The sequence below is a fragment of the Massilia sp. X63 genome (assembly GCF_041023745.1).
In the GTDB taxonomy this organism is placed as follows: Bacteria; Pseudomonadota; Gammaproteobacteria; order Burkholderiales; family Burkholderiaceae_D; genus Telluria.
In genome coordinates this window covers 317,587-337,240 of record NZ_JBFTEF010000005.1, presented here as the reverse complement: position 1 = coordinate 337,240, position 19,654 = coordinate 317,587, and the positions used below count along the sequence as shown (strand labels likewise).

Here is a 19,654-nt window from a genome sequence, read left to right as displayed (position 1 = left end):
AATAGGTTCCCCGAGAAACTTCTATCACTTTCTGCTGTGCAAATCGGACCATATATTCTGCGTAACAATGTCTTCGTCGCCCCCATGGCCGGGGTGACGGACCGCCCGTTCCGCCAGTTGTGCAAGCAGCTGGGCGCCGGCTACGCGGTGTCCGAGATGGCGGCGTCCAACCCGCGCCTGTGGGCCAGCGAGAAGACGGCGCGCCGCACCGACCACGCCGGCGAAATGGAGCCGAAGGCGGTCCAGATCGCCGGGGCCGACCCGAAAGACCTGGCCGATTGCGCCAGGTTCAACGTCGAGCGCGGCGCCCAGATCATCGACATCAACATGGGCTGCCCGGTCAAGAAGGTCTGCAACAGCTGGTGCGGTTCGGCCCTGCTGCAGCACGAAGACCTGGTCGAGCGCATCCTGCACGCGGTGGTCGAGGCCGTCGACGTGCCGGTCACCCTGAAATTCCGCACCGGCTGGGATCGGCAGAACAAGAACGCCCTGACCATCGCCCGCATGGCGGAACAGGCCGGCATTGCGATGCTGACCCTGCACGGCCGCACCCGCGCCGACGGCTACAAGGGCGAGGCCGAGTACGACACCATTCGCGCGGTCAAGGCCGCGGTCGGGATCCCGGTGGTCGCCAACGGCGACATCACCACCCCGGAAAAGGCCAGGTTCGTGCTCGACTACACCGGCGCCGATGCCGTGATGATCGGCCGCGCCGCCCAGGGCCGCCCCTGGATCTGCCGCGAGATCGACCATTACCTGCGCACCGGCGAACACCTGCCGGCGCCGCTGGTCGAGGAAGTGCGTAGCCTGATGAACGAACACCTGCCTGCGCACTACGCCTTCTATGGCGAGTATGTCGGCGTGCGCACCGCCCGTAAACACATCGGGTGGTATGTGCAGGACTTGCCGGGCGGGGAAGAATTCCGTCAGCGCATGAACCTGCTGGAATCGACTGCCGAGCAGCTGGCGGCGGTGGATGCCTTCTTTGGATTGCAACTCCGGCATGGCGAGCGGTTACAATACCGGCCCGCTCATCCTGCTGATGTGGCGATGGCAGCATAAGCACCAGTAATAGCAGCATAAAAAGTAGTCATAAGAATGAGAATAAAACGGGGACGCGCTGCGCCAGCAGCGAGCAATCATTAACCAGGATGAAGCAGCAGAGAACATGAGCAAAGAAAGTATCCAGGAAGTCGTCCAGAAGAGCCTCGAGGACTATTTCAACGATCTGGGCGAGCAGAAGCCGACGAACATCTACGACATGATGGTCCTGACGGTGGAAAAGCCGGTCCTTGAAGTGGTCATGACGCGCGCCGACGGCAACCAGTCGCACGCGGCGCAGATGCTGGGCATCAACCGGAATACTTTGCGCAAGAAACTCCAGGAGCACGGGCTCCTCTAAGCTCTTTGCATGGCGTGGCCGTGCGTCTGGGCGCGGCCGGTTCGCCGTCCGCCGCCTTCGTCCATCTGACGGGCGCAAGAATTTTCAACCACAGGCCTCACCATGATCAAACAAGCACTGATTTCCGTTTCCGACAAAACCGGCGTCCTCGATTTCGCGAAGGCCCTGGCCAGCCTCGGCGTCAACATCCTGTCCACCGGCGGCACTGCAAAGCTGCTGCAGGAAAATGGGGTGCAAGTCACTGAAGTCGCCGACTACACCGGTTTCCCGGAAATGCTCGACGGCCGGGTCAAGACCCTGCACCCGAAAGTGCACGGCGGCATCCTGGCTCGCCGCGACTTGCCCGAGCACGTCGCCAAGCTCGAGGAGCACGGCATTCCGCAGATCGACATGGTCGTGGTCAACCTGTATCCCTTCCAGCAAACCGTCGCCAAGGATGAGTGCTCGCTGGACGACGCCATCGAGAACATCGACATCGGCGGCCCGACCATGCTGCGCTCGGCCGCCAAGAACCACCGCGACGTGGTGGTGATCGTCGATCCGGCCGACTACGGCCCGGTACTGGCGGAAATGAAGGGCACCGGCGCCACCGCCGGCCCGGTCAGCTACGAGACCAAGTTCCGCCTCGCCAAGAAAGTGTTCGCCCACACCGCCCAGTACGACGGCGCGATCACCAACTACCTGACCAGCCTGGGCGAAGACCGCCTGCACGCGACCCGCTCGAGCTACCCGCAGACCCTGAACATGAGCTTCGAGAAGGTCCAGGACATGCGCTACGGCGAGAACCCGCACCAGGGCGCCGCCTTCTACCGCGACCTGGTCGCCACCCCGGGCGCGCTGGCCAACTACCGCCAGCTGCAGGGCAAGGAACTGTCGTACAACAACATCGCCGACGCCGACGCGGCCTGGGAATGCGTCAAGACGCTCGGCGGAATGCAGCAGCCGGCCGGCTGCGTGATCGTCAAGCATGCCAACCCCTGCGGCGTGGCGATCGGCGCCGATGCGCTGGACGCCTACACCCGCGCCCTGCAGACCGACCCGACCTCGGCCTTCGGCGGCATCATTGCCTTCAACGTCGAAGTCGACGGCCGTGCCGCGGAAGCGCTGGCCAAGCTGTTCGTCGAAGTGCTGATCGCACCGTCCTTTACCGAAGAGGCGCGCCGGATCATGGCGGCCAAGCAGAACGTGCGCCTGCTGGAAATCCCGCTGGGAGCAGGCCAGAACGCCTACGACCTGAAGCGCGTCGGCGGCGGCGTGCTGGTGCAGGCGCCGGATGCCAGGAACGTGGGCCTGGGCGACCTGCGCGTGGTCAGCAAGAAGCAGCCGACCCAGCAGCAGCTGCAAGACCTGATGTTCGCCTGGCGCGTGGCCAAGTTCGTCAAGTCGAATGCGATCGTGTTCTGCGCGGGCGGCATGACCCTGGGCGTCGGCGCCGGCCAGATGAGCCGCATCGACTCGGCGCGCATCGCCTCGATCAAGGCGCAGAACGCCGGCCTTTCCTTGGCCGGTTCGGCCGTGGCCTCGGACGCCTTCTTCCCGTTCCGCGACGGCCTGGACGTGGTGGTGGATGCGGGCGCGACCTGCGTCATCCACCCGGGCGGCTCGATGCGCGACCAGGAAGTGATCGACGCGGCGGACGAGCGCGGTGTGGTGATGCTGTACACCGGCACCCGTCACTTCCGCCATTGATGTTGTAGGGTGGGCGGGGGGAAACAGTCCAGTGGACTGTTTTCCCGCCCATGCGTTCAACACGCCACTGTGTTTTTGCACAGTATTTTTCCCACGAACACCCTCCAGCCGTATATCATTCCACAATGATTATTCTCGGCATCGACCCGGGCCTGCGCACGACGGGCTTCGGCGTCATTGAAAAACACGGCACCAAGCTGCGCTACATCGCGTCCGGCACCATCAAGACCGGCCTCGAGGGTGCGCTGCCGCCGCGTCTCAAGGTCATCCTGAACGGCGTGGGCGAAATCGTCTCGGCCTACCAGCCCGGCTGCGCGGCCATCGAAAAAGTTTTTGTGAACGTCAACCCGCAGTCCACGCTGCTGCTGGGCCAGGCACGGGGTGCGGCCATCACGGCCCTGGTCGGGGCCGACCTCGACGTGGCCGAGTACACGGCGGTGCAAGTGAAACAGGCGGTGGTCGGCACCGGCAAGGCGGCCAAGGCGCAGGTGCAGGACATGGTGTCGCGCCTGTTGAAACTGCCGGGCCTGCCCGGCACCGATGCCGCCGACGCCCTCGGCGTGGCCATCTGCCATGCCCACAGCATGGACACCCTGTCGATGCTCGGCGCGCTGGCGCCCAGCGCGCCCACCTTGCGCATGAAGCGCAGCCGCCTCGTTTAAGCGTTGAAGAAAAAAAGGACAACACGATGATCGGTCGTCTCTCCGGAATCCTGCTCGAAAAAGCGCCGCCGCACGTGCTGGTGGATTGCAACGGCGTCGGCTATGAAGTCGACGTGCCGATGAGCACCTTCTACAACCTGCCGCACACCGGCGAGAAAGTGGTGCTGTTCACCCACCTGGTGGTGCGCGAGGATGCCCACCTGCTGTTCGGCTTCGGCAGCGCCTCGGAGCGGGCCCTGTTCCGCCAGCTGATCAAGATCACCGGCATCGGCGCGCGCATGGCGCTGGCCATCCTGTCGGGCATGACGGTGGCCGACCTGGCGCAGGCCGTCACCCTGCAGGAAGCCGGCCGCCTGGTAAAAATCCCGGGCATCGGCAAGAAGACCGCCGAGCGCCTGCTGCTGGAACTGAAGGGCAAGCTGGGCGCCGACATCGGCGTGGTGGGCGGCGCCGTGCGCGACGATGCCCAGGCCGACGTGCTCAATGCGCTGGTCGCTTTGGGGTATTCTGACAAGGAAGCGCTCCTCGCCATCAAGAACATGCCGGCCGGTAGCAGCGTCTCCGACGGCATCAAGTTCGCACTCAAGGCACTGTCCAAAGCATAAGCATGAGCATCCAGACCGACAACTTCACCGAGCACCGCGTGATCGACGCGGCGCCGGCCTCGCCCAACGAGGAGGCAATCGAGCGCGCCTTGCGCCCCAAGCAGCTGGACGAGTACGTCGGCCAGGCCAAGATCCGCGACCAGCTCGAGATCTTCATTTCCGCCGCGCGCAAGCGCCGCGAGGCGCTCGACCACACGCTGCTGTTCGGCCCGCCGGGCCTGGGCAAGACCACGCTGGCGCACATCATCGCGCGCGAGATGGGCGTCAACCTGCGCCAGACTTCCGGCCCGGTGCTGGAGCGTCCGGGCGACCTGGCCGCGCTGCTCACCAACCTCGAGCCGAACGACGTGCTGTTCATCGACGAGATCCACCGCCTGTCGCCGGTGGTCGAGGAGATCCTGTACCCGGCGCTCGAGGACTACCAGATCGACATCATGATCGGCGAGGGCCCGGCCGCGCGTTCCGTGAAGCTCGACCTGCAGCCGTTCACGCTGGTCGGCGCCACCACCCGCGCCGGCATGCTGACCAACCCGCTGCGCGACCGCTTCGGCATCGTCGCGCGCCTCGAGTTCTACAACGTCGACGAGCTCACCAAGATTGTCGCCCGCAGCGCCGCGCTGCTCGAGGCCCCGATCAACGAGGCCGGCGCGCGCGAGGTGGCCAAGCGCGCCCGCGGCACGCCGCGTATCGCCAACCGCCTGCTGCGCCGCGTGCGCGACTATGCGGAAGTGAAGGGCACCGGCGAGATCACCGTCGAGATGGCCGACCGCGCCCTCAAGATGCTCGACGTCGACACGGTCGGCTTCGACGTCATGGACCGCAAGCTGCTGGAGGCCGTGCTGTTCAAGTTCGCCGGCGGCCCGGTGGGCATCGGCAACCTGGCGGCGGCGATCGGCGAGGCGGCCGATACCATCGAGGACGTGCTCGAGCCCTACCTGATCCAGCAGGGCTACCTGCAGCGCACCCCGCGCGGACGCATCGCCACGCCGCTGGCCTACCAGCACTTCGGCGTCACCGCGCCGCGCATCAGCCCGACGGGCGACCTCTGGGACAATCTCCCTCCCGGCTAGTTCCGGGCACATGACAATTGTCATGCCAAACCGATGGCGCCTGCTTCTAGCGGCGCCATCGCCGTTTTCGGATACTGGCTTCACACCAACCCATGCGAGGAACGTATGAAGCCCACCGTCCTGAAAGTCCTGTCTGCCGCCGCCCTCATGCTGGCAGCCTCTGCCACCGCCGCGCCCATCCTGGTGCAGGACGTGCGCGTCTTCGACGGCGAACGCGTGCACGAGCACCGCTCGGTCCTGTTCGACAAGGGCGTGATCGTCGATGCCGATTTCCGCGGTCCCGCGCCGCTTGACGCGCGCGTGGTGCAGGGCGCCGGCCGCACGCTGCTGCCGGGCCTGATCGACGCCCACACCCACGCCTTCCGTTTCTTCGAGCTGCCGGTGCTGTTCGGGGTCACGACCCAGGTCGACATGTTCACCGAGGTCGGCATGATGAACAAGGCCAAGGGCGAGATGGCGCAGGGCGGCAACCACGCGCACGCCGACCTGTTCTCGGCCGGCACCCTGGTCACCGCGCCGGGCGGACACGGAACCCAGTTCGGCGTGCCGATCCCGACCATCACCGGGCCGGAACAGGCCCAGGCCTTCGTCGATGCGCGCATCGCGGAAGGCTCGGACTTCATCAAGATCGTGATGGAGGGCGGCTACGGCTTCAAGCCGCTCGACCTGGCGACCGCGAAGGCCGTGATCGCGGCGGCGCACAAGCGCGGCAAGCTGGCCGTGGTCCACATCAGCAACGAGCGGGATGCGCGCGCCGTGCTGGAGGCGGGCGCCGACGGCCTGGTGCACCTGTTCCCCGGCGCCTCGGGCGATGCCGAGGGCCTGGCCAGGCTGGCCGCGGCCAAGGGCGCCTTCGTGATCCCGACCTTCGCGGTCCTGGAAAGCATGGCCGCCTGGCGCGGCGACGACCTGCTGGCCGAACCTGCCTTTGCCGCCATGCTCGACAAGGATGCGCAGGCCCCGCTCAAGGCGCGCTACGGCAACGCGGCCAAGCCGGCGCTGCTGGCGGCGCCGAAGGCGGTCACCGCGGCGATGGTCAAGGCCGGCGTGCCGGTGCTGGCCGGGACCGATGCGGGCAACCCGGGCACCCAGTACGGCATCAGCATGCACCGCGAACTGGCGGCCCTGGTCGAGGCCGGCCTCACGCCTGCGCAGGCGCTCGCCGCCGCCACCAGCGCGCCGGCCAAGGCCTTCAAGCTGGGCCAGCGCGGCCGCATCGCGAAGGGCTACAAGGCCGACCTGCTGCTGGTCGAGGGCAACCCGACCAGCGATATCAAGGCCACGCGCCGGATCGTCGAGGTGTGGAAGGATGGCGAGAGCGCGAATGCGCTGCGCGAGGGCCAGCGCACGCAGGTGGCCAAGGCTGCGCAGGGCGCCGCGAAGGCCCTGGCGCTGCCGCCGGACGGGCGCATCAGCCAGTTCAGCGAAGCGCGCCTGGCCAGCCCCTTCGGCATGGGCTGGGCGGCGTCCACCGACAGCTTCGCCGGCGGCAAGTCGACCGTGAAGCTGGCGGTGCAGCCGGCGCTGCCCGATGGCCAGGTACCGCTGGCGATCGCTGCGAGCGTGGCGCCGGGCTTGCCCTTTGCCTGGGCCGGAGTGGCCTTCATGCCGGGCAGCCAGCCGATGCAGTCGGTGGACCTGAGCGCGGCCGGGGCGGTGCGTTTCAAGACGCGCGGGGACGGCAAGACCTACCAGATGATGGCCATGTCGCAGGGCGTGCAGATTCCGGGGGCGAAGAGTTTCACCGCCGGACCGGAGTGGATCGAGGTGACGATTCCCTTCAGCGAACTCAAAGGCATCGATCCGGCGGCTGTCACCATGTTAGGATTCAACGCCGGTCCGCAGCCGGGCGACTACCGTTTCGAGATCGCCGACGTGCGCCTGCTGCCACGCTAAACTTCGCCGTCGTCCTGGAATGAACAAGATCAAGCAGGGAATCGAGAAACTGTGGGCGGGACCCTGGGTCCCGCCCGAGCACGGCAAGATGCCGTACTTCTGGCTGCTGAGCCTGGCCTACATGGGCTGGAAGTACGCGTATGTCGCGCCCGGCGCGCTGGAACTGGCCATGCTGGTCCTGACGCTGGCGCTGTTCGTGCCGCTCTATCTGGCCAGCTTCCGGGCGCGCGGCTGGCAGGTGCATGCCTGCATGCTGGCGGGCTGCCTGTTCGGCGCCGCCTGGGTGCGCTGGAACCCGGGCGCGGCGACCTTCTTCATCTTTGCCTGCGCCATGGCAGCCGGCATCACGAAGATGAAACACGCCATGCTGGCGATCGCCGCCGTCATCGCGCTGGCGTTGCTGGCCTCCCTGCAGGCGAGCGGGAACATGCGCTTCCTGTTCCTGATGCCGATCCTGACCGCCGGCCTGCCGGTGGGCGTCGGGGCCGTGATGGATGCGCGCCTGCGCCGTTCGCGCCAGGAGCTGCTGCGCAAGCAGGAAGAAGTCGAGCACATGGCCACCATCGCCGAGCGCGAACGCATCTCGCGCGACCTGCACGACCTGCTCGGGCATTCGCTGTCGCTGATTGCGCTGAAGGCCGAACTGGCGCGCAAGCTGGTCCACCGCGACGCCGACGCCTGCGCGCGCGAGGTCGGCGACATCGAAGCCAGCGCGCGCCAGGCCCTGGCCGAAGTGCGCGCCGCCGTCACCGGCTACCGCGAGAAAGGCCTGGCCAGCGCACTGGCGAGCGCGCGCGCCAGCCTGGCGGCGGCCGAGGTCGCGCTGGAAGAAAACGTGGAGCGCATCCCGCTGGCGCCGGCCGCCGAGAACGTGCTGGCGCTGGCGCTGCGCGAAGCCGTCACCAACGTGGTGCGCCATGCCGGCGCGCGCCGCTGCAGCGTGTCGCTGGAGCTGGAACACGGCGTGGCGGTGCTGCGCATCGCCGACGACGGCCAGGCCCGCAGCGCGGCCGACATCCGCCACGGCAACGGCCTGTGCGGCATGCGCGAACGGGTGCAATCGGTCGGCGGCAAGCTGGCGCTGCGCGCCAGGGCCGGCCTCGAACTCGAACTGCGCGTGCCTGCCGCAGTTTCCTCAGGAATGAACCCATGATCCGCATCCTGCTGGCCGAAGACCAGAACCTCGTCCGCGGCGCCATGGCCGCGCTGCTGGGCCTGGAAGCCGACTTCGAGGTGGTCGGCGCCGCCGCCGACGGCAAGGAGGCGCTGGCGCTGTGCGAACAGCTGGCGCCCGACATCGTCCTGACCGACATCGAGATGCCCCGGATGACCGGGCTGGAACTGGCCGCCCAGCTCAAGGAACGGCGCCTGCCGGCGAAGCTGATCGTGGTCACGACCTTCGGGCGCAGCGGCTATCTGCGCCGTGCGCTGGAGGCAGGGGTGCGCGGCTACCTGCTGAAGGATGCGCCGGTGGACGCGCTGGCGGCCGCGATCCGCGCGGTGCATGGCGGCGGCCGGGCGATCGCGCCCGAGCTGGCGCTGGAAAGCTGGAGCGGCGGCGAGGATCCGCTGACCGAGCGCGAACGCCAGGTGCTGCGCCTGGCCGGGGAAGGGCGCAGCAGCGGCGAGATCGCGCGCCAGGTGCACCTGTCCGAAGGGACGGTGCGCAACTACCTGTCCGAGGCGATCAGCAAGCTGAATGCGGCCAACCGGGTCGAGGCCTACCGCATGGCGCGCGACGCCGGCTGGCTGTAGCCGCCGGGGCCCGGCCGCTGCGCTTCAGTAGCCGCGCAGCGCCAGCATCCGGGCGCGCTGCCCTTCGCGCGCGCGCAGGCGGCTGGCGCTCGGTCCCTTCAGCACCAGCCAGGCCAGCACCAGCGAGAGAAGCAGGGTGAAGCACAGCAGCGCGCCGCTCATCCACATGACCAGCGGATCGGCGCTGCGCCACAGCGTTACCGCGCCGAGCAGGAAGGGCGCCAGCAACAGCAGCGCGCACAGGCGGCCCAGCGCGGGCGCGCGCCGGATCCGGTGCGCGCTCACGCCGATGAAGAAAAAGCTCGACGCGGCCGCCAGCAGTGCCACCAGCAGGAGAATCGAGCGCGGCAGGTCGGGGAAGGCCGCGCCGTTCGGGAACAGCGCGGCCGGCGGCGCCACCAGCACCAGTACTCCGACGGCCAGGCAGGCAAGACGCAAGAAGATCATGTCGTATTCCTCGTTTCGAATGCGTTGTGCGGACAACTCAGCAATAACGAGAAGATATCGAAAATGCAAGTTTCGCGGCGCGCGAATGGGAATCGTGGCAAGCGTCAGTGGCTGACGCTTTTCGAGAACAGATTAATCACCGCCACCCCGGCGACGATCAGCCCGAGTCCGGCGAGCGCCGGCAGGTCGAGGCGCTGGCCGTAGACGATCCAGCTGATCAGGGAAATCAGGATGATGCCCACGCCGGACCAGATCGCATACGCGATGCCGGTCGGCAGCACCCGCAGGCTGAAGGTCAGCAGGTAGAAGGACAGGGCATAGCAGCCCACCGTGACCAGGCTGGGCAAGGGGCGGGTGAAGCTGTCGGAGGCCTTGAGCGCGGTGGTGCCGATGACTTCGGCGACGATGGCGAAGGCGAGGTAGAGATAGGCCTGGGTCTGGGACATGCGGCTGGCGGAAAAAAGCGGCCCGCAGGCCGCTTGCCGGGTTACTGCTCGCGGACCCAGGTCTGCGAACGGCCGAACATCGGCGCGCCGATGTAGCCGCGCACTTCGAGCTTGCTGCCGTTGTCCTTCAGGGTCGCCTTGCTCTTGTAGGTCTTGCCCTTGGCCGGATCGAGGATCTCGCCGCCGGTGTACTCGTTGCCGTCCTTCTTGAGGCCCGACAGGATGGTCATGCCGATGATCGGCTGGTCCTTGCGCGCGCCTTCGCAGGAGGTGCATTTCGGGTTCTGGTCCTGGTCGGCGGGACGGAACAGCTTCTCGATCCTGCCGGTAAGGGTGCCGTTTTCTTCGGTGATGCGGACCAGCGACTTCGGTTTCCCGGTCTCGTCGTCGATCGTCTTCCATACGCCCGCCGGGGAGGCGTTTTGCGCCCATGCCGCCGGCATCGCGAACATCATGGCAATCAGGCCTGCCTTCATCAGTTGTCGCATCGTGGAGTCTCCAGAATCGTTATTGGTACCGCAGAGTGTAGCAAACCCGCTTCGCCAAGTGGATAGGCGAATCAGAGGAATCATTCCAATTGCCTCAGGCGGCAGGAAACAGTTTCATATTGACAATTTCACGACACTTGGTGACAAGTTGCTTGTTTCCATGTAGTTACAATCCTTTTTCTACCGAGGACCCGCTTACCGTGAACCGTCTCTCCCGCATTCCCCGCTTCACCCTGCCCATCCTGTGCATGCTGGCCGCTGGCGCCGCGACCGCGTCCGAATCCCCGCCGGCCATGCAGGTGCATGACCTGGCCAGCCCCTTCGTGGCGGTGTGGGAGCGCAACGTCGGCAAGAGCGACGAGGAATTCGTGCGCGACTTCAAGGCCACGGTGGCGTCCAGGTTCCCGCAGTTCTACGGTGTCGCGCGCTACGAGGGCAAGAAGAGCGAAGCCGAGCGCGACGCCGAGATCGTGGCGGCGCGCGCCGAATTCGCCGGGATGCGCGCGGCCTACGTGAACAAGGTGGGACGCTTCAAGCAGGAGCTGCCGGTCCATGTCGCCAGCTTCCGCAAGCTGTTCCCGGACTACGAAGCCAGGAATCCGCTCTGGTTCGTCCACTCGCTGGGCGAGATGGACGGCGGCAAGCGGCGCCTGGACGGCAAGCTGGAGTTCATCTTCGGCGCCGACCAGATGGTCAAGGTTCACAAGGAGAACAACGAGGCCTACTTCTTCCACCACGAGCTGTTCCATGATTACCAGCCGATGCAATGCGAGCGCTGGCCGGTGTGGGCCTCGCTGTGGCAGGAGGGCATGGCCAGCTATGCGGCGAAGGTATTGAATCCGAACGCGACCGACGAGGAAATGATGCTGCACCTGCCGCTCAACATGGTGCCGGACACGCAGAAGCAGATGCGGCGCGCGCTCGACGACCTGTATGCCAAGCTGGACAGCACCGACCAGGACGCCTACAGCGGCCTGTTCCTGCGCAAGGGCGACAACAGCGGCATGCCGGCGCGGCGCGGGTATTACCTGGGCGTGCTGGTGGCCGAGGAAGCCGCCAGGACGATGAGCGTGCAGCAGCTGGCCAGGCTCGATTGCGAGGCGGTGCGCCCGGTGGTGTTTGCCGCGGTGGAGCGCCTGCGCGCCGAGCACGCCGGCGCCGCCCGGTAAGTCCGGTCATCCAACGACAACGACAACGACAACGACAACGACAACGACAACGACAACCAGCATGAAAACACTGTTCCCCCTGCTGTTCTTCGGCGCGGCGCTGTCCGCCGGCGCCGCCGGCCTGCCGGCGCAGCCACCCGCCATGAAGGTGCACGACCTGGCGAGCGGCTTCACGACCGTCTTCGAGCGCAACGTGGGCAAGCCGGACGCCGATTTCATCCAGGACTTCAAGGCCAGCGTCGCGGCGCGGCTGCCGGGCTTCTACGGCGCCGAGCGCTTCGAGGGACGGCGCAGCGCCGGGCAGCGCGACGCCGACCTGGCCAAGGCGCGCAGCGAATTCCCGGCGATACGCGAGGCCTACGCGAACAAGGTGGCGCGCTTCACCGCCGAACTGCCGGGACACATCGCCAGCTTCCGCGCCGCTTTCCCCGACTATCCGGCCACGACCGACGTCTGGTTCCTGCACTCGCTCGGCGAAATGGACGGCGGCACCCGCAACATCGACGGCAAGGTTTACTTCATCTTCGGCGCCGACGTGATGGTCAAGGTCCACGGCAATGGCAACGAAGCCGCCTTCTTCCACCACGAGCTGTTCCATGACTATCACAACATGGACTGCAAGACCGAACCGATCTGGGCCTCGCTGTGGAACGAAGGCCTGGCCACCTACGTGGCCAAGCGCATGAACCCGTCCGCCAACAATGCCGAACTGCTGCTCGACTTCCCGCGCAACTTGGTGGCCGACACCCGCAAGGAGCTGAAACGTGCGCTGGACGACGTGCAGGGGAAGCTGGACAGCGAGGACCAGGCTGTCTATGCGGGCCTGTTCTACGGCAGCGGGAACGACGGGACCGGCTTGCCGCCGCGCCGCGGCTACTACCTGGGCTACCTGGTGGCGGAAGAGGTCGGGAAGGGCATGAGCCTGCAGCAGATGGCCAAGCTGCAGTGCGATGCGGCCCGGAGCGCGGTGGTGGGGGCGGTGGAGCGCCTGCGCAGCACGCAGCGATAAAAAAACGCGGCCGAGGCCGCGTTTTCTTTTGCACTGCCGGCCTCAGGCCGCCGGCAGCTTCGCCAGTTGCTCCTGCATCTTGGCCAGCGTCGCCGAGAAGTTCGCCACGCGTTCCTTCTCCTGCTCGACCACCGCGGCCGGGGCGCGGGCGACGAAGCTCTCGTTGGACAGCTTGCCGCTGGCCTTGGCGATCTCGCCCTGCAGGCGCGCGATCTCTTTCGAGAGGCGCTCGCGCTCGGCGGCGACGTCGATCTCGACCTTCAGCATCAGCTTGGTGGTGCCGACGATCGACACGGCCGCCGGCGATTCCGGCAGCGCGTCGACGATCTGTACCTCGGCCAGCTTGCCCAGCGACTGGATGTAGGGAGCAAACGCCGTCATGCGGGCACGGTCCTCGGCGCTGCCCGGCTCGACGATCAGCGGCACGCGCACCGACGGCGACAGCGACATCTCGCCGCGCAGGTTGCGGGTGGCGTCGACCAGGGCCTTGAGCTGCTCCATCCAGGCTTCCGCCTCTTCGCTCACGAAAGAGGTGTCGGCCAGCGGGTAGGGCTGGGTCATGATCGAATCGCGGTTCTCGCCGGCGCCCTTGCCGGCCAGCGGCGCGATCGCCTGCCACAGGGCTTCGGTGACGAAGGGGATGATCGGGTGCGCCAGGCGCAGCACCACCTCCAGCACGCGCAGCAGGGTGTGGCGGGTGGCGCGCTGCTGCGCTTCCGTGCCCTGCTGGACCGAGACCTTGGCCAGCTCCAGGTACCAGTCGCAGTACTCGTACCAGACGAAGTTGTAGATGCTGCTCGCGATGTTGTCGAAGCGGTAGTCGGCGAAGCCCTTGGCCACGTCCAGCTCGACGCGGTTCATCAGCGAGACGATCCAGCGGTCGGCCTGCGACAGGTCTTCGGGTTGCGGCTGGCTGCAGTCCTTGCCTTCCGTGTTCATCATCACGAAACGGGTGGCGTTCCACAGCTTGTTGCAGAAGTTGCGGTAGCCCTCGCAGCGGCCGAGGTCGAAGTTGATGTTGCGGCCCAGCGAAGCGTAGCTGGCCATGGTGAAGCGCACGGCGTCGGTGCCGAAGGCCGCGATCCCTTCCGGGAATTCCTTGCGGGTGGCCTTGGCGATCTTCTCGGCGGCGCGCGGGTCCATCAGGCCGGTGGTGCGCTTGGCCACCAGCGACTCGACGTCGATGCCGTCGATCAGGTCGATCGGGTCGAGCGTGTTGCCCTTCGACTTGGACATCTTCTGGCCCTGGCTGTCGCGCACCAGGCCGTGCACGTACACGGTCTCGAACGGCACCTTGCCGGTGAAGTGGGTCGTCATCATCACCATGCGGGCGACCCAGAAGAAGATGATGTCGAAGCCGGTCACCAGCACCGAGGACGGCAGGAAGTGCTTCATGTCCGGGGTCTGTTCCGGCCAGCCCATGGTCGAGAAGGGCACCAGGGCCGACGAGAACCAGGTGTCGAGCACGTCGTCGTCGCGGCGCAGGGCGCCGGTGATGCCTTGCTCGGCGGCCTTGGCGCGCGCTTCCTCTTCGCTGCGGGCGACCACGATGTTGCCTTCGTCGTCATACCAGGCCGGGATGCGGTGGCCCCACCACAGCTGGCGCGAGATGCACCAGTCCTGGATGTTGCCCAGCCACTGGTTGTAAGTCGTGGTCCAGTTCTCCGGCACGAACTTGATCTCGCCGTTCGCGACCTTTTCCAGGGCGACGTCGGTGATCGACTTGCCCGGATTGAAGGTGCCTTCCGGCGCCGGCTTGCTCATGGCGACGAACCACTGGTCGGTCAGCATCGGCTCGATGACGACGCCGGTGCGGTCGCCGCGCGGCACCATCAGCTTGTGCGGCTTGACCTGTTCCAGCAGGCCTTGCGCGTCGAGGTCGGCGACGATCTGCTTGCGCGCGGCGAAGCGGTCCAGGCCCTGGTACTGGCTCGGGCCGTTTTCGTTGATCTTGGCGTCGAGCGTGAAGATGTTGATCGGGTTGATGCCGGCGCGCTGGCCGACCGCGTAGTCGTTGAAGTCGTGGGCCGGGGTGATCTTGACGCAGCCGGTGCCGAATTCCTTGTCGACGTAGCTGTCGGCGATGACCGGGATCTGGCGGCCGGTCAGCGGCAGGCTCAGGAGCTTGCCGTGCAGGTGCAGGTAGCGCTCGTCGGTCGGGTCCACGGCCACGGCGACGTCGCCCAGCAGGGTTTCCGGACGGGTGGTGGCGACCGTCAGGTGGCCCGAGCCGTCTGCGAGCGGGTACTTGATGTACCACATCGAGCCGTCTTCTTCCTGCGAATCGACTTCCAGGTCCGAGACCGCCGTGCCCAGCACCGGATCCCAGTTGACCAGGCGCTTGCCGCGGTAGATCAGGCCCTGCTCGTACAGGCGCACGAAGACTTCCGACACGACCTTCGAGCGGGTCTCGTCCATGGTGAAGTATTCGCGCTTCCAGTCGGGCGAGGTGCCCATGCGGCGCATCTGGCCGGTGATGGTGTTGCCCGACTTTTCCTTCCACTCCCAGACCTTCTCGACGAAGGCTTCGCGGCCGAGGTCGTGGCGCGAGATCTTCTGGGCGTCGAGCTGGCGCTCGACCACGATCTGGGTGGCGATGCCGGCGTGGTCGGTGCCCGGGATCCAGGCGGTGTTATAGCCGCGCATGCGGTAGTAGCGGGTCAGGCCATCCATGATGGTCTGGTTGAAGGCATGGCCCATGTGCAGGGTGCCCGTCACGTTCGGCGGCGGCAGCTGGATGCTGAACGACGGCTTGCCGTCCTCCATGGTGGCGGTGAAGTAACCGCGCTGTTCCCACTCGGTGCGCCAGTATTGTTCAATGTCTGCGGGCTCGAAAGACTTGGCAAGTTCCATGATGTGGTCAACTAAAGGATATTAAATGCGTTGGAAACGCAAAAAAGCGTTTTGCGAAAAGAACCATTATAGAGCAGTCCGCGCTATAATCCGGCCCGCTGCCTCCGGGAACCCGGTAGGCGGCACACGCTAGGGGTCCTGCTGTCGCAAACACGACACGCGGGTGAGAAATACCCTCCGAACCTGATCTGGATAATGCCAGCGAAGGGAAGCAGCCAGAACACACGGCCAGGGCGCGCACGCGCCCGCCCGGCCGCACCTGGCACACTCCTTTGCTGGCTCCGCAAAGGAGCCACATGAACGCAGCACTCAAGTTTGAAGCCGCGACCGCCACAGTCGACGCAGCGGCGATCGAACCCTTCCCGAATTCCCGCAAGGTCTACATCGAAGGCAGCCGGCCCGACATCCGCGTGCCGATGCGCGAGATCGCGCAGTCGCCCACGCCCGACGGCTTCGGCGGCGAAGCCAATCCGCCGCTGTTCGTGTACGACACCTCGGGACCGTACACCGACCCGGCCGCGCGGATCGACGTGCGCCGCGGGCTGGCGACGCCACGCCTGCCGTGGATCCTCGAGCGCGGCGATACGCTCGAGCTGCCGGGACCGACATCCAGCTACGGCCAGGCGCGCCTGCTCGACCCCGCATTGGCGGCCCTGCGTTTCGAGCTGCAGCGCACGCCGCGCCGCGCGCGGGCCGGGCGCAACGTCACCCAGATGCACTACGCGCGCGCTGGGCTGGTGACGCCCGAGATGGAATTCGTCGCCCTGCGCGAGAACCTGCGCCGCAAGGAATACCTGGCTGCGCTGGTCGAATCGGGCCCGCTGGGCGAGCGCATGGCCGGCCTGCTGGCGCGCCAGCATCCGGGCCAGTCCTTCGGCGCCGCGGTGCCGTGCGAGATCACGCCCGAGTTCGTGCGCGACGAGGTGGCGCGCGGCCGCGCCATCATCCCGGCCAACATCAACCACCCGGAAGTGGAGCCGATGATCATCGGCCGCAATTTCCTGGTGAAGGTCAACGCCAACATCGGCAATTCGGCGGTCACGTCCTCGATCGGCGAGGAAGTGGAGAAGATGACCTGGGCGATCCGCTGGGGCGCCGACAACGTGATGGACCTCTCCACCGGCAAGCACATCCACGAGACGCGCGAATGGATCATCCGCAACTCGCCGGTGCCGATCGGGACGGTACCGATCTACCAGGCGCTGGAAAAGGTCGGCGGCAAAGCCGAGGAACTCACTTGGGAGATCTACCGCGACACCCTGATCGAGCAGGCCGAGCAGGGCGTGGACTACTTCACCATCCACGCCGGCGTGCGCCTGGCCTACGTGCCGCTGACGGCCAAGCGGCTGACGGGGATCGTCTCGCGCGGTGGCTCGATCATGGCCAAGTGGTGCCTGGCGCACCACAAGGAATCCTTCCTGTACACGCATTTCGAAGAGATCTGCGCCATCATGAAGGCCTACGACGTGTCCTTCAGCCTGGGCGACGGCCTGCGCCCGGGCTCGATCTATGACGCCAACGACGAAGCCCAGCTGGCCGAACTGCGCACCTTGGGCGAGCTCACGCAAGTCGCCTGGAAGCATGACGTGCAGACCATGATCGAAGGCCCCGGCCACGTGCCGCTGCACCTGATCAAGGAGAACATGGACCTGCAGCTGGACCACTGCAGCGAGGCGCCGTTCTACACCCTGGGACCGCTCACCACCGACATCGCGCCCGGCTACGACCACATCACTTCGGGCATCGGCGCCGCCACCATCGGCTGGTACGGCACCGCCATGCTGTGCTACGTCACGCCCAAGGAGCACCTGGGCCTGCCCGACAAGCAGGACGTCAAGGACGGCATCATCACCTACAAGATCGCGGCCCACGCGGCCGACCTGGCCAAGGGCCATCCGGGTGCGCAGATGCGCGACAACGCGCTGTCGAAGGCGCGCTTCGAGTTCCGCTGGCAAGACCAGTTCAACCTCGGCCTGGACCCGGACAAGGCGCGCGCCTTCCACGACGAGACCCTGCCCAAGGAATCGAGCAAGCTAGCCCATTTCTGCTCGATGTGCGGCCCGCATTTCTGCTCGATGAAGATCACCCAGGAAGTGCGCGAGTACGCCGCCGGCAAGGGCGTGGCCGAACAAAGCGCGCTGGCCGCCGGCATGGAAGAAAAGGCGATCGAGTTCGTACGCGGCGGCGCCAAGCTATACCGGGAGGTCTGATGACGGAGATCGAACTGAACGGCGTGCCTTACTGCCTGCCGGCCGGGCACTCGCTGCTCGACCTGGCCGGCCAGATCGGCGTGGCGGAGCAGGCGGTGGCCGTGGCGGTCAACCGCGAAGTGGTGCCGCGCGCTCAGTGGCCGCAGCGGCAGTTACAAGCCCGCGACCGGGTGGACATCGTGCGCGCCATCGGCGGCGGCTAAGGTTTTCCGTAGGGTGGGCGGCTTCGCCGCCCACGCGGTGACAGGAGGCGCCTCCGGTTTCGTACCGGATGATCTCGCTGCCAACGATCACCGCGTGGGCGGGAGACCCGCCCACCCTACAAAACATGGAGATAGCAATGAACGTAGTTGAAGAAAAAGATAGCCTCACCATCGCCGGCCGCCGGTATGGCTCGCGCCTGCTGGTCGGCAGCGGCAAGTACCGCGACCTGGCGCAGACGCGTGCGGCTACGCTGGCGGCGGGCGCCGAGATCGTCACCGTGGCGATCCGCCGCGTAAACATCGGCCAGGACCCGCACGCGCCCAGCCTGCTGGACGTGCTGCCCCCCGATGAATTCACCATCCTGCCCAACACCGCCGGCTGCTACACCGCCAAGGACGCGGTCTACACGCTGCAGATGGCGCGCGAACTGCTGGGCGGGCGCAAGCTCGTCAAGCTCGAAGTGCTGGGCGACGAAAAGAGCCTGTTCCCGCAGATGCCGGAGACCATCAAGGCCGCCGAGGTGCTGGTGCGCGAGGGTTTCGACGTGATGGTCTACTGCAGCGACGATCCGGTGCAGGCCCGCATCCTGCAGGAGATCGGCGTTGTCGCCGTGATGCCGCTGGCCTCGCTGATCGGCTCGGGCATGGGCATCCTCAACCCATGGAACCTGAGGCTCATCATCGAGCAGGCCACGGTGCCGGTGCTGGTCGACGCCGGCGTCGGCACGGCCTCGGATGCGGCCATCGCGATGGAGCTCGGCTGCGACGGCGTCTTGATGAACACCGCCATCGCGGCGGCAGGCGACCCGGTGCGCATGGCGCGCGCGATGCGCCACGCCGTCATCGCCGGGCGCGAAGCCCATCTGGCCGGGCGCATGCCGAAACGCTTTTCGGCCTCGCCCTCGTCGCCGGTCGAGGGCGTGGCCAGCTGATGGTGCCCATCGTGCTGGTGTTCGCCGGGCTCGACCCCGGCGGCGGGGCCGGGCTGGCGGCGGACATCGCCGCCATCGGCGCGCTCGGCGGCCATGCGCTGCCGGTGGCGACGGCGCTGACCGTGCAGGACAACAACCGCGTGCACGAGGCGCAGCCGGTGGACGCCGGCCTGCTGGTGCGCCAGGCCGGTGCGCTGATCGACGCCTGCCGCATCGACGCCGTGAAGATCGGCATCCCGGGCAGCCGCGCGAACGCAGCGGCGATCGCCGGGCTGCTGCGCCGCCTGCGCGCCGCCGACCCCGGCTTGCCGGTGGTGCTCGACCCGGTGCTGGCGAGCGGGCACGGCGACCCGCTCGGCCAGGGCGACGCCGTCGCCGCCCTGGCCGAGCTGCTGCCGCTGGCCACGGTGCTGGTGCCGAACCTGCCCGAGGCGCAGGCCCTGGGCGCCGTGCCCTGCGAACACGTGCTGCTCACCGGCGGGCACGGAGAAGGAAGCGTGATCGTCAACCGCTGGCTGCGCGGCGGCGTGGAGCAGCGCGCCTGGCGCCTGCCGCGCCTGCCGCACGGCTACCACGGCAGCGGCTGCACCCTGGCCGCCGCCATCGCGGCGCGCCTGGCGCTGGGCGACCCGGTGGGGCAGGCCCTCGACCACGCACAGGACTACTGCCACCAGACCCTGGCGCAGGCCTTCCGGATCGCGCCGGGCCAGCGCATCCCGCGCCGCATCCTGCACACCTGCCGATATATGGACCATACCGGCCATAGCGGCCATCGCGACCATACCGACCACATCGAAAGGACCGAATGAACAGAGACT

General features: G+C 67.0%; 19 protein-coding genes and 1 riboswitch. Of the genes, 15 read left to right on the top strand and 4 right to left on the bottom strand.

Features of this window, described 5'->3' with window-relative positions; all coding sequences use genetic code 11:
• The first annotated feature begins 36 nt into the window (after positions 1 to 36).
• The 9 genes from dusB (at position 37) to AB3347_RS12920 (ending at position 9,079) form a co-directional block, all read left to right on the top strand.
• Positions 37 to 1,062 carry a tRNA dihydrouridine synthase DusB gene (gene dusB, locus AB3347_RS12960; protein ID WP_369092217.1) on the top strand — a complete coding sequence of 342 codons (1,026 nt, stop codon included), beginning with the start codon at positions 37 to 39 and terminating at the stop codon, positions 1,060 to 1,062.
• A gap of 106 nt (positions 1,063 to 1,168) precedes the next feature.
• The gene (locus tag AB3347_RS12955) at positions 1,169 to 1,402 is read left to right on the top strand and encodes a helix-turn-helix domain-containing protein (RefSeq protein ID WP_027865797.1); all 234 of its coding nucleotides are present in this window, start codon (positions 1,169 to 1,171) and stop codon (positions 1,400 to 1,402) included.
• 102 nt (positions 1,403 to 1,504) lie between these two features.
• Positions 1,505 to 3,091, top strand: coding sequence for a bifunctional phosphoribosylaminoimidazolecarboxamide formyltransferase/IMP cyclohydrolase (purH, locus tag AB3347_RS12950; protein WP_369092216.1), 1,587 nt, complete (start codon positions 1,505 to 1,507; stop codon positions 3,089 to 3,091).
• A gap of 125 nt (positions 3,092 to 3,216) precedes the next feature.
• A complete protein-coding gene (gene ruvC, locus AB3347_RS12945) occupies positions 3,217 to 3,753 on the top strand; it encodes a crossover junction endodeoxyribonuclease RuvC (protein WP_369092215.1) in 537 nt (178 codons plus the stop codon).
• A gap of 26 nt (positions 3,754 to 3,779) precedes the next feature.
• Positions 3,780 to 4,358 (top strand): Holliday junction branch migration protein RuvA, encoded by a 579-nt coding sequence (gene ruvA / locus AB3347_RS12940; RefSeq protein WP_369092214.1) that lies wholly within the window; start codon positions 3,780 to 3,782, stop codon positions 4,356 to 4,358.
• A gap of 2 nt (positions 4,359 to 4,360) precedes the next feature.
• Positions 4,361 to 5,428, top strand: coding sequence for a Holliday junction branch migration DNA helicase RuvB (gene ruvB, locus AB3347_RS12935; protein WP_369092213.1), 1,068 nt, complete (start codon positions 4,361 to 4,363; stop codon positions 5,426 to 5,428).
• 105 nt (positions 5,429 to 5,533) lie between these two features.
• Complete coding sequence (locus AB3347_RS12930; RefSeq protein WP_369092212.1) at positions 5,534 to 7,324, top strand: CIA30 family protein; 1,791 nt, start codon at positions 5,534 to 5,536, stop codon at positions 7,322 to 7,324.
• Between the two features lie 19 nt (positions 7,325 to 7,343).
• Positions 7,344 to 8,477 (top strand): sensor histidine kinase, encoded by a 1,134-nt coding sequence (locus AB3347_RS12925; RefSeq protein WP_369092211.1) that lies wholly within the window; start codon positions 7,344 to 7,346, stop codon positions 8,475 to 8,477.
• The gene (locus AB3347_RS12920; protein ID WP_369092210.1) at positions 8,474 to 9,079 is read left to right on the top strand and encodes a response regulator transcription factor; all 606 of its coding nucleotides are present in this window, start codon (positions 8,474 to 8,476) and stop codon (positions 9,077 to 9,079) included. The genes AB3347_RS12925 and AB3347_RS12920 overlap by 4 nt, the downstream gene beginning before the upstream one ends.
• 24 nt (positions 9,080 to 9,103) lie before the next feature.
• Here AB3347_RS12920 and AB3347_RS12915 read toward each other — a convergent pair whose 3' ends face one another.
• The 3 genes from AB3347_RS12915 to AB3347_RS12905 form a co-directional block, all read right to left on the bottom strand.
• Entirely contained in the window at positions 9,104 to 9,526 is a 423-nt protein-coding gene (locus tag AB3347_RS12915) for a hypothetical protein (RefSeq protein ID WP_369092209.1), read from the bottom strand.
• A gap of 104 nt (positions 9,527 to 9,630) precedes the next feature.
• Positions 9,631 to 9,972 (bottom strand): multidrug efflux SMR transporter, encoded by a 342-nt coding sequence (locus tag AB3347_RS12910; RefSeq protein ID WP_369092208.1) that lies wholly within the window; start codon positions 9,970 to 9,972, stop codon positions 9,631 to 9,633.
• 41 nt (positions 9,973 to 10,013) lie between these two features.
• Positions 10,014 to 10,460, bottom strand: coding sequence for a DUF2147 domain-containing protein (locus AB3347_RS12905; RefSeq protein ID WP_369092207.1), 447 nt, complete (start codon positions 10,458 to 10,460; stop codon positions 10,014 to 10,016).
• Positions 10,461 to 10,660: 200 nt separating this feature from the next.
• Here AB3347_RS12905 and AB3347_RS12900 point away from each other — a divergent pair, with 200 nt between their 5' ends.
• The gene (locus AB3347_RS12900; RefSeq protein WP_369092206.1) at positions 10,661 to 11,629 is read left to right on the top strand and encodes a hypothetical protein; all 969 of its coding nucleotides are present in this window, start codon (positions 10,661 to 10,663) and stop codon (positions 11,627 to 11,629) included.
• 61 nt (positions 11,630 to 11,690) lie between these two features.
• Entirely contained in the window at positions 11,691 to 12,638 is a 948-nt protein-coding gene (locus AB3347_RS12895) for a hypothetical protein (protein ID WP_369092205.1), read from the top strand.
• A 42-nt stretch (positions 12,639 to 12,680) separates the two neighbouring features.
• Here AB3347_RS12895 and AB3347_RS12890 read toward each other — a convergent pair whose 3' ends face one another.
• The gene (locus AB3347_RS12890) at positions 12,681 to 15,491 is read right to left on the bottom strand and encodes a valine--tRNA ligase (protein WP_369092204.1); all 2,811 of its coding nucleotides are present in this window, start codon (positions 15,489 to 15,491) and stop codon (positions 12,681 to 12,683) included.
• A 121-nt stretch (positions 15,492 to 15,612) separates the two neighbouring features.
• Positions 15,613 to 15,718: riboswitch (TPP riboswitch) on the top strand.
• A 69-nt stretch (positions 15,719 to 15,787) separates the two neighbouring features.
• On the opposite strand from AB3347_RS12890, the gene thiC reads away from it, so the two are divergent.
• From thiC to AB3347_RS12870, 4 genes are all read left to right on the top strand, one after another.
• On the top strand, positions 15,788 to 17,701 hold the full coding sequence (gene thiC / locus AB3347_RS12885; protein ID WP_369092203.1) for a phosphomethylpyrimidine synthase ThiC: 1,914 nt from the start codon (positions 15,788 to 15,790) through the stop codon (positions 17,699 to 17,701).
• Entirely contained in the window at positions 17,701 to 17,904 is a 204-nt protein-coding gene (gene thiS / locus AB3347_RS12880) for a sulfur carrier protein ThiS (protein ID WP_369092202.1), read from the top strand. Before thiC ends, thiS begins: the two co-directional genes overlap by 1 nt.
• Before the next feature lie 137 nt (positions 17,905 to 18,041).
• A complete protein-coding gene (locus tag AB3347_RS12875) occupies positions 18,042 to 18,836 on the top strand; it encodes a thiazole synthase (RefSeq protein WP_369092201.1) in 795 nt (264 codons plus the stop codon).
• Positions 18,836 to 19,645 (top strand): hydroxymethylpyrimidine/phosphomethylpyrimidine kinase, encoded by an 810-nt coding sequence (locus AB3347_RS12870; protein WP_369092200.1) that lies wholly within the window; start codon positions 18,836 to 18,838, stop codon positions 19,643 to 19,645. Before AB3347_RS12875 ends, AB3347_RS12870 begins: the two co-directional genes overlap by 1 nt.
• Positions 19,646 to 19,654: the final 9 nt, after the last annotated feature.